Origin of the sequence: Streptomyces sp. PU-14G, assembly GCF_041028275.1 — a bacterium.
Classification (GTDB): domain Bacteria; phylum Actinomycetota; class Actinomycetes; order Streptomycetales; family Streptomycetaceae; genus Streptomyces.
On the sequence record NZ_JASKYT010000343.1, the window covers coordinates 1 to 8,695 of the forward strand.

The following is an 8,695-nucleotide window of genomic DNA, read 5'->3' on the forward strand; positions in this document are numbered from 1 at the left end:
TCGCCGCCCKCGGCTGCCGCGCCGCCACCGGCTGCCGCGCCGCCACCGTCCCCCACGCCGCCACCGTCCCCCGCGTCGTCGCCCGTCGCGCCGCCGTCCGGGCGCGGGGGCGCAGGACACTGCGCGGGCGAGCGCCCCGTCGTCGCCGATCCCCGAGGTATCCGTCCATGAACTCACGCCAGCGCCGTGGCGTCCTCCTCCTCGTCCTCTCGCTCCTGTGCGCCCTCGCCGCGTTCGCCGGGGTGCTGGCCGTCGTCCGGGACGTCCAGGCCAAGGTCGGCGACGAGGTGACGGCCTACAAGCTGAAGCAGGACGTGCCCGCCTACGAGGCGCTCAAGGCCTCGCAGCTGGAGCGGATATCGATGCCCGAGCGCTGGCTGCCCGAGACCGCCGTCACCGACCTGGGTGACATCCGCCGCAAGATCGCGGTCAACCCGCTCGAGAAGGGGTCGCTGCTCCAGTCGGACATGATGGCCAGGCGGCCCGAGCTCAAGGAGGGCGAGCAGGAACTCGCGATCATGATCGACGCCGAGACGGGGGTCGCCGGAAAGATCAACCCGGGCGACCGCGTCAACGTCTACGCGACGTTCGAGGGCGAGCAGCGCGAGGAGTCCGGCCGGGGCGGCGAGCGGGCCAAGACACCGTCGGAGTCCCGGCTCCTCGTCAGCCGCGTCAGGGTGATCGACGTGGGCGAGCTGACCCCGCTCGACGACGACGGCGACCGTGACGACCGCACCCGGCGCCGGGAGCGCGAGGGCGTGCCGATCACGTTCGCGCTCTCCACCAAGAACGCCCAACGCGTCGCCTACGCCGAGTCGTTCGCCGAACACGTCCGGCTCGCCCTCGTCGCGCCCGGCGACGAGGGGCAGGTCCCCGAGGAGGACCGCATCTACACGCTCCCCGGAGACGAGTGAGGTCCCATGGACATCCGCATCCAGCCGGCCGTCAGCGACCCGGACGCCGCCCGCTCGCTGGTCACGCTGCTCAGCCAGCTGCCCGACAGCGACCCGCTGCCGCCGGCCGTGGACTCGGCCCGGCTCCTGGACGTCCTGGCGCGGCAGGCGGAGGAGGCGCCGGCCGAGCTGCCCGAGGTCGTCCTCGTCCACGAGCTGATCGGCCCGGCCTCGGCGCTGGAGGTGATCGGCCAGGTCGCGCTCCAGTTCCCCGCCGTGGGGGTCGTCCTGGCCACCCAGGACACCAGCCCGCGGCTGTACTCGGCGGCCATGGACGCCGGAGCCCGCGGCGTGGCCGGGCTGCCGCTGGCCTACGACGAGCTGGAGGCACGGGTCACCGCCGCCGCCACCTGGGCGCGCGGGGTGCGCCGCCACCTGGGCGGCGGCTACGAGCGGGGACAGGGCGCGGACCCGTACGGCTTCGGCGGCCCCGGCGGCGGCACGCTCGTGACCGTGACCGGGGCCAAGGGCGGGGTCGGCACCACACTGACCGCCGTCCAGCTCGCGCTCGCCGCCCGCGCGTCCGGACGCGAGACGGCACTGGTGGACCTGGATCTCCAGGCCGGTGACATCGCCTCCTACCTGGACGTGCGCTTCCGCCGCTCCGTCGTCGACCTCGCCGGGATCAGGGACCTGTCGCCGCGTGTCCTCCAGGACGCCGTGTATCCGCACGAGACGGGCCTGGGGCTGCTGCTGGCCCCGGGCGAGGGGGAACGCGGCGAGGAGGTGGACGAGCGGGCCGCCCGGCAGCTCGTGGCCGCGCTGCGCTCCCGCTACGAGGTCGTCGTCGTGGACTGCGGCACCCAGATGCACGCGGGGAACGCCGCCGCGATCGAGGCGGCCGACGCGGCGCTGCTGCTGACCACCCCCGACGTGATCGCCGTGCGCGGCGCCACCCGCATGGTGCGGCTGTGGGACCGGCTGCAGATCCGCAAGGCCGAGGAGACGCTGACCGTCGTCAACCGCGCCTCGCGGCACAGCGAGATCCAGCCGCAGCTCGTCGCCCGGATCACCGGCACCCCGGTGGCGCGTACGAGCGTGCCCGCCCACTTCAGGGAACTCCAGTCCGCGCTGGACGCGGGACGGATGCAGGACCTCGACCCCAAGGGCGGCGTGCGCCAGGCGCTGTGGGGGCTCGCGGGAGAACTCGGCCTCACCGCACCGGCCCAGGGGCAGACCGGACAGCTTCCTGGGCCGTCGGGGCGGGGGATCGGGCGGCGGCAGAACAGGAGCGGCGCCCAGGGCACGGACGGCGCCGCAGGCGCGGTGACCGGCCCCGGCGGCGGCGCGCCGGCCGGGCACCGGCCACGGCACGCGCTGCCGCCGGGCGGCTCTGCCCTCGACGGCCAGGGCACTCCCGGACCGGGGCCGGGCCCTGCCCGCTCCCCGTCGGACCCGGCCCCCGGCGGGTTCGTACGGCGCCGGATCGCGCCCCGTATCCGGCAGGAGGGCGAGCGAGGTTCGCTGTCCGTCGAGTTCGCCGGGATGGCACCCGTCGTGCTGCTGACCCTCGCCCTGCTGTGGCAGTGCGTGTTGATCGGCTACACCTTCACCCTGGCGGGCAACTCCGCGGACGAGGCCGCCCGCGCCGCCACCGCGGCTGCCGCCTACGACGACCCGCAGGCGGCGTGCGAGTCCGCTGCCCGCGCCCATCTGCCCGCCAAGTGGCGCGAGGGCGCCTCGGTCAGCTGCAGCCGCGGCGGCACGGTGTGGAAGGCGAACGTCGATCTGCGCACCCCGATCCTCTTCCCCGGCGCGGCGGGTCTGCCGTTCACCGTCGGCGGCGAGGCGGGCGCGGCGGAGGAGGGGTGAGGCGGCATGAGACGGCGCGAGCGGCCCCGCGGGGCCCGGGGCTTCGCCGACCCGACCGGCCGGGACCACGGCGCCCGGGGACCCGATCGGGGGTCCAGTGCCCTGGAGTTCGCCGGGATGCTGCCGCTGCTGCTGCTCGTGGCGATGGCCGCCATCCAGCTGGGCATCGTCGGCTACGCCGTCCAGCAGGCGGGCACGGGGGCGCGGGCGGCGGCCAGGGTGGCCTCGCAGGAGGAGATCGCCGACCGGTACCAGGCGAGCGGGCGGGCGGCCATGTCCGACTGGACGGCGCGCCGCAGCAGCTTCGCCCTGTCCGACGGGGGCGACGAGGTGGAGGTCACCGCCACGGTGACCATCCCCTCCCTGATCCCGGGCGTCGACAGTCTGGGCGAGGCGTCCAGGTCCGCGACGATGCCGAGCGACGGCGACGCATGAGCGCAACGCACCGCCGAGCAGGCGCGGCATCAGCGGTCGAGACCCGTACGAGGACGGCGGCGGAAGCGGCCGAGGCCCGTACGAGGACGGCGGCGGCAGCGGCCGAGACAGGCATGCGGACGGCGGCGGCAGTGCTCGAGGCCCGCGCGCGGACGGCAGCGGTCGAGGCCCGCGCGCGGACGGCGGCAGCCGCAGCGACAGGGATCGGGTACGCGAGCGAGGGGGAACGATGAGTCTGCGCTCCCGGATCACCGCGGTCACCGCACACCAGGGGCCCGAGGGCGCCGCGGGGGCGCACGGGGCACCGGCGGACCCCACCGGCCACCTGGTGGCGACCTACCGCACCAAGCTGCTGGAGGAGATCGACCTCGCCGAGATGTCGGCGCTGACCCCGGCCGAACGGCGGGCCCGCCTGGAGCGGGTACTGGGCCACCTCATCAGTCGCGAGGGCCCGGTGCTGGCCACCGGCGACCGGACACTGCTCATCCGCCGTGTCGTCGACGAGGCGCTGGGGCTGGGGGTACTGGAGCCGCTGCTGGAGGACGGCTCCATCACCGAGATCATGGTCAACGGTCCCGACCAGATCTTCGTCGAGCGCGGCGGCCGGGTCGAGCAGGTACCCGTCCGCTTCGCCTCCGACGAGCAGCTGATGCAGACCATCGAACGCATCGTCTCCACCGTCAACCGGCGCGTGGACGAGTCGAACCCCATGGTGGACGCCCGGCTGCCCTCCGGGGAACGGGTCAACGTCATCATCCCGCCCCTGTCGCTGACGGGCGCCACCCTCACCATCCGCCGGTTCCCCCGCGCCTACACGCTCGGCGAACTCATCGGTCTCGGCACCCTGGACGAGCACATGCTGGCGCTGCTGTCCGGCTTCATCCGGGCCCGTCTCAACGTCATCGTCTCCGGCGGCACGGGCAGCGGGAAGACCACACTGCTCAACGCCCTCTCGGCGCTCATCCCCGAGCGGGAGCGGATCATCACCGTCGAGGACGCCGCCGAACTCCAGCTCCAGCAGAGCCACGTCATCCGGCTGGAGACCCGGCCGCCCAACGTCGAGGGCAAGGGCCAGGTCACCGTCCGCGACCTGGTCCGCAACTCGCTGCGCATGCGCCCCGACCGCATCATCGTCGGCGAGGTGCGCGGCGGCGAGACCCTGGACATGCTCCAGGCCATGTCCACAGGCCACGACGGATCGCTGGCGACCGTGCACGCCAACAGCGCCGAGGACGCGCTGATGCGGCTCCAGACGCTGGCCTCCATGTCGGAGGTCGAGGTGCCGTTCGCGGCGCTGCAGGACCAGATCAACTCCGCCGTCGACGTCATCATCCAGCTCGCCCGCCTCGCGGACGGCACCCGCAAGGTCGTCGAGATCGCCCTGCTGGCCTCGCACGGGCGCGAGACCTTCCAGCTCGCGACGGTCTCCCGGTTCACCGCCCGGCCCATGGGACCGGACGGCGCAGTGCGCGGCGAGTTCGCGCACCTGCCGCTGCCCCGCCGCGTCGCCGAGCGGCTCCACCTGGCGGGCGAGCCGGTTCCCGCGGCGTTCGGCGTCGCCCGCAGCGACGACCAGCTCGCCACCCGGGAGGCCGTGTGACCTCCCCGTCCGCGCTCCTGGCCCCGTACGCACACCTGGCACCGTCCGCGCACGTGGCACCGTCCGCGCTCCCGCACGCGGCGGCGCCCCCACCCCCGGGGCCCGCGCCGTCCCCGCCGGGCCCGTCGACGGCCCTGGCACTGGACGCCGCCGCCCAGTTCGCGCTCGGGGCCGCGCTGGTCGCCTGCGCGCTGGCCGCCGCGGGCGTGCTCACCTACCTCTCCGGGCGCGCCCGCCGACAGGCACTGCTCGCCCGGCTGGCCGACGGCGCGCACCCCGGACCGCCGCTGCCTCCAGGGCCCGGCGGCAGACGGCGCCGCTTCGCCGGGGTCGACCGCCGCGTGCGGGCCACCGGACCGGGACGCCGCCTCCAGACCAAGCTGGCCGCCACCGGACTCGATCTGACGCCCGGCGAGTACGTCGTGGCCATGGCCGGACTCGTCGCCGTCTTGTGGATACTCGCCTCCTGGGCGCTGGCGCCGTTCTTCGGGCCCCTCGCGGGGCTGATCGGCGTACTGGCCGGCAACGCCTTCCTCGGCCACCAGCGGCAGCGCCGCACCGAGCAGTTCATCAACCAGCTGCCCGAACTCGCGCGCCTCCTCGCCAACGCCACCTCGGCAGGCCTCGCGCTGCGCACCGCCCTCGGCATGGCCGCCGAGGAGCTGGAGGCGCCGGCAGGGGACGAACTGCGGCTGGTGACCGACCAACTCGCGGTCGGCCGCTCCATCGACGAGGCGCTGGGCGAACTGGCCGAGCGGCTGCCCTCCAGGGAACTCGTCGTCCTGGTCACCACGCTCGTGCTCTCCAACCGCGCGGGCGGCACCATCGTCGCCTCCCTGCGCAACCTCACCACCACTCTCGAAGAGCGCAAGGAGACCAGGCGCGAGGTCCGCACCATGCTCGCCGAGGTCAACGCGACCGCCTTCACGATCCCGCTGCTGGGGCTCGGCGCGATGCTGATGATGAACTCGATGATGCCCGGCGCCCTCGCCCGCGTCACCGGCAGCCCCGTGGGGCAGATCGCCATGGTCATCGCCGTCGGTCTGTTCGCGGCGGGCTTCTGGGTGATCCGCAGGCTCGGCAGGATCGAGGTGTGAGGCCGTGATCGCCCTGGGACTCGCGGCGCTCGCCGCCGTCGCGGTCTACGGCGCCTTCGCCGGCTGGCGGATGTACCGCGCCGAGACGAAGCTGCCCGAGGACCTGGCCGTCGCGCTGGAGGTCGGCGCCACCCGCACCACCAGGGGCGAGGCCGCCATCGACCGCCTCGGCATGCGCCTGGCCCCGCTGGTGCTGCGGCTGATGGGCGCCAGGCAGGTCGCCAGGAAGCGCCGCAGGATCGACCAGGCGGGGAACCCCGGCGGCCTCACCCTGGAGCGGTACGCGGCGCGCCGCGCCGTCTACGGCCTCTTCGGGCTCCTCATGGCGCTGGTCGGCCTGTCGGCCGGCAGCCTGTTCTTCACCGTGCTCGTGCTGGCGTTCGGCTGGTTCGCGGCCGACCTCGTCATCCGCCAGGCCATCAAGGACCGCCGGCGCGTCATCGAACGCACCCTGCCCGACTTCCTCGACGTCCTCGCCGTCGTCGTCTCCGCCGGACTCGGCTTCCGGCAGGCGCTGGAGCGCGTGGCCGACCGCTACGCGGGCCCCTGGGCGGACGAACTGCGCATCACCCTGCGCCAGATGGACATGGGCGTCAGCCGCCGGCAGGCCTTCGACGAGCTGCGCAGACGCAACGCCAGCGACCAGGTCGACCAGTTCGTCACCGCCCTCCAGCAAGGCGAGGAACTGGGCGCACCCATCGCCGAGACGCTCATCCAGATCGCCACCGACATGCGGCGCACCGACGCGCAGAACGCCCGCCGCAAGGCGGCGAAAACCGTCCCCAAGGCGACCATGTCCACCATCGCCTTCCTGCTCCCCGGCACCCTCATCCTCATCGTGGCGACCTTCGTCCTCGGCTCGGACACCGACTTCGGTTCCGTACTGGGAGGTTGAGCCTCGACCTCTTCTCCGACCGGGTGGCATGCCCCCGTAAGCGGCACGCCCACGGCTCCCACGGCCCCCAGGCCGCGTGCCAGCCGCCGCCCTGCCTCTCCGCCTTCTCGCACGTCACAGCGCAGCGGCCGGTGCGGCGGCCAACGGGTTTCTCACCACCTCTTCGCCGCGCATACGAGATGTGGCACAGTCTGCATCCGGGCAGCGACTGTTAGCTACACCGCGCGGGGGTGAGGGAGGGGGCGCGCGACGTGACGTCACCGAGCTGCTGCGGCCTCCACGGGGGCCGCCACACGCGGTGGGCGAGCCGGCCGGACGCGGGGGCGTGTCCCTGCGGGGGCACCGAGTCAGCCACCAACGGAGGAGATTCCGATGACGAACGCCATCCGCAGGCGTATCCGGACCCGCATCGCCCGCCTCCGCGGGCCCGCCGCGGACCGGGGCGCCAACTCGATCGAGTACGCCGGCATCGTCATCCTGGTCGCCGGCATCATCCTCGCCATCCGGGCGCTGGGGCTGGACTCGATGATCTCCGGGGCGATCGCCAACGCCGTGAGCGCCGTTCTCGGAGGCTGACGGCGCCGGGGACGGCGGACACCGGCCAGACGGTCATCCTGTACGGCGCCGTGATCGCGGGGCTGCTCTTCCTCGCGTTCGCCTTCTTCGCCGTCGCCCAGGCGGCAACGGTCCGAAACGGCGGCCAGACCGCCGCCGACGCCGCCGCGCTGGGAGCCGCCCGGGACGATCGGGAACTGCTCTTCGACGGCTTCGTGGACGCCCTGGCCGAGGAGGGCGCGTGGCAGGACTGGCTGGACGCCCTGGCACCGCTGGCCGGCGACGGCTGCGGCGAGGCCGCCCACTTCGCCGGCCGCAACCGCTCCGACCTGGTCGCCTGCGACCCCACGACGCGTGAGGGGGACAGCGGGTACACCGTCGGAGTGGAGACGCGCTTCGACACGGGCGACACCTTCGTCCCCGGCGCGGACCACAAGAAGGCGCATGCCACCGCCACCGCGGTCATCCGGCCCCGCTGCACGGCCGACACCGGGGCTGAGGGCGACGAGATCGAGCTCACCTGCGACGACGAGAACCTCACGATCGACCCCGACGACGAGGACCTCGACGTGGAACCGTCGGACCTCTTCTCGGTGGTGCTGGTCGAATGACGAGCGGACGAGGAATGAGAGCCGAGCACTTCATGAATCTTCGACGCACCACCGGGCTGCGCCGGTCCCTCACCGCGGTGGCTCTCTCAGCCGGCCTGATGCTGGCGGGCGCGGGCTGCGGCGGGGGAGGCGACGGCGGCGACGACGCCAAGGAGCCACGGCCCTCGCGCACGGAGGGGAGCGGGGGTGACGGCGGCGGCGGGACGGGCGACGGCGAGCCGCTCGCCGAGGTGCGGGGCGGTGACGACATCACCCTCACCATCGACGCGGCCCGCCGCGAGACGGGCGGCTTCGTGACCGTGACCGGGAAGGTCACCAACGGAGGCGGAAAGGTCTGGGTCGCCCCGGGGTGGGAGGGCAAGGAGTCCGAACTGGCCCTGCGCAACAAGCTCTCCGTCGCCGGCGCGAAGCTCGTCGACAAGAAGGGCAAGAAGCGCTATCTGGTGCTCAGGGACACCGAGGGCAGGTGCCTGTGCACGTCCTTCGGGCAGCCGATCCAGGCCGGGAAGTCGAAGACCTGGTACGCCCAGTTCCCCGCGCCTCCGGAAGGCAACGACAAGGTCGAGTTCCAGATCGCCGACATGCCTCCCGCGGGCGTGACACTGGGCGGGGAGGGGTGAGGATGGGTCTCCCCGGGCCGCAGCTGACCAGGGCACTGGCGTGTTCGTCCGTCACGGCGGCGCTCGTGCTGGGCCTGAACGCCCCCCGGGCCTGGGCCGACGACCCCACCCCGCGCC

10 protein-coding genes are annotated in these 8,695 nt (G+C 73.9%); all 10 read left to right on the forward strand.

What is annotated here, in order from left to right; genetic code table 11:
* Positions 1-167 precede the first annotated feature (167 nt).
* The 10 genes from cpaB (at position 168) to AB8Z75_RS28180 (ending at position 8,578) form a co-directional block, all read left to right on the forward strand.
* Positions 168-914, forward strand: coding sequence for a Flp pilus assembly protein CpaB (gene cpaB / locus AB8Z75_RS28135; RefSeq protein ID WP_369206809.1), 747 nt, complete (start codon positions 168-170; stop codon positions 912-914).
* A gap of 6 nt (positions 915-920) precedes the next feature.
* Positions 921-2,765, forward strand: coding sequence for a CpaE family protein (locus tag AB8Z75_RS28140; RefSeq protein ID WP_369206811.1), 1,845 nt, complete (start codon positions 921-923; stop codon positions 2,763-2,765).
* Positions 2,766-2,771: 6 nt separating this feature from the next.
* The gene (locus tag AB8Z75_RS28145) at positions 2,772-3,200 is read left to right on the forward strand and encodes a TadE family protein (RefSeq protein ID WP_369206813.1); all 429 of its coding nucleotides are present in this window, start codon (positions 2,772-2,774) and stop codon (positions 3,198-3,200) included.
* Complete coding sequence (locus AB8Z75_RS28150) at positions 3,197-3,433, forward strand: hypothetical protein (RefSeq protein ID WP_369206815.1); 237 nt, start codon at positions 3,197-3,199, stop codon at positions 3,431-3,433. Before AB8Z75_RS28145 ends, AB8Z75_RS28150 begins: the two co-directional genes overlap by 4 nt.
* A complete protein-coding gene (locus tag AB8Z75_RS28155) occupies positions 3,430-4,800 on the forward strand; it encodes a CpaF family protein (RefSeq protein ID WP_369206817.1) in 1,371 nt (456 codons plus the stop codon). The genes AB8Z75_RS28150 and AB8Z75_RS28155 overlap by 4 nt, the downstream gene beginning before the upstream one ends.
* A 140-nt stretch (positions 4,801-4,940) precedes the next feature.
* A complete protein-coding gene (locus tag AB8Z75_RS28160) occupies positions 4,941-5,897 on the forward strand; it encodes a type II secretion system F family protein (protein ID WP_369206827.1) in 957 nt (318 codons plus the stop codon).
* 4 nt (positions 5,898-5,901) lie between these two features.
* Positions 5,902-6,792, forward strand: a complete 891-nt coding sequence (locus tag AB8Z75_RS28165; protein WP_369206819.1) for a DUF5936 domain-containing protein — start codon at positions 5,902-5,904, stop codon at positions 6,790-6,792.
* A 372-nt stretch (positions 6,793-7,164) separates the two neighbouring features.
* Positions 7,165-7,368 carry a hypothetical protein gene (locus AB8Z75_RS28170; protein ID WP_369206821.1) on the forward strand — a complete coding sequence of 68 codons (204 nt, stop codon included), beginning with the start codon at positions 7,165-7,167 and terminating at the stop codon, positions 7,366-7,368.
* A 50-nt stretch (positions 7,369-7,418) separates the two neighbouring features.
* The gene (locus tag AB8Z75_RS28175; RefSeq protein ID WP_369206823.1) at positions 7,419-7,958 is read left to right on the forward strand and encodes a hypothetical protein; all 540 of its coding nucleotides are present in this window, start codon (positions 7,419-7,421) and stop codon (positions 7,956-7,958) included.
* A gap of 32 nt (positions 7,959-7,990) precedes the next feature.
* Positions 7,991-8,578 carry a hypothetical protein gene (locus AB8Z75_RS28180; protein WP_369206825.1) on the forward strand — a complete coding sequence of 196 codons (588 nt, stop codon included), beginning with the start codon at positions 7,991-7,993 and terminating at the stop codon, positions 8,576-8,578.
* Positions 8,579-8,695 lie beyond the last annotated feature (117 nt).

Bases quoted from the DNA above. Each gene is read 5' to 3' on its own strand.
- AB8Z75_RS28140 (WP_369206811.1), top strand. From the start codon at position 921: ATGGACATCCGCATCCAGCCGGCCGTCAGCGACCCGGACGCCGCCCGC.
- AB8Z75_RS28145 (WP_369206813.1), top strand. From the start codon at position 2,772: ATGAGACGGCGCGAGCGGCCCCGCGGGGCCCGGGGCTTCGCCGACCCG.
- AB8Z75_RS28155 (WP_369206817.1), top strand. From the start codon at position 3,430: ATGAGTCTGCGCTCCCGGATCACCGCGGTCACCGCACACCAGGGGCCC.
- cpaB (WP_369206809.1), top strand. From the start codon at position 168: ATGAACTCACGCCAGCGCCGTGGCGTCCTCCTCCTCGTCCTCTCGCTC.
- AB8Z75_RS28180 (WP_369206825.1), top strand. From the start codon at position 7,991: ATGAATCTTCGACGCACCACCGGGCTGCGCCGGTCCCTCACCGCGGTG.
- AB8Z75_RS28150 (WP_369206815.1), top strand. From the start codon at position 3,197: ATGAGCGCAACGCACCGCCGAGCAGGCGCGGCATCAGCGGTCGAGACC.
- AB8Z75_RS28170 (WP_369206821.1), top strand. From the start codon at position 7,165: ATGACGAACGCCATCCGCAGGCGTATCCGGACCCGCATCGCCCGCCTC.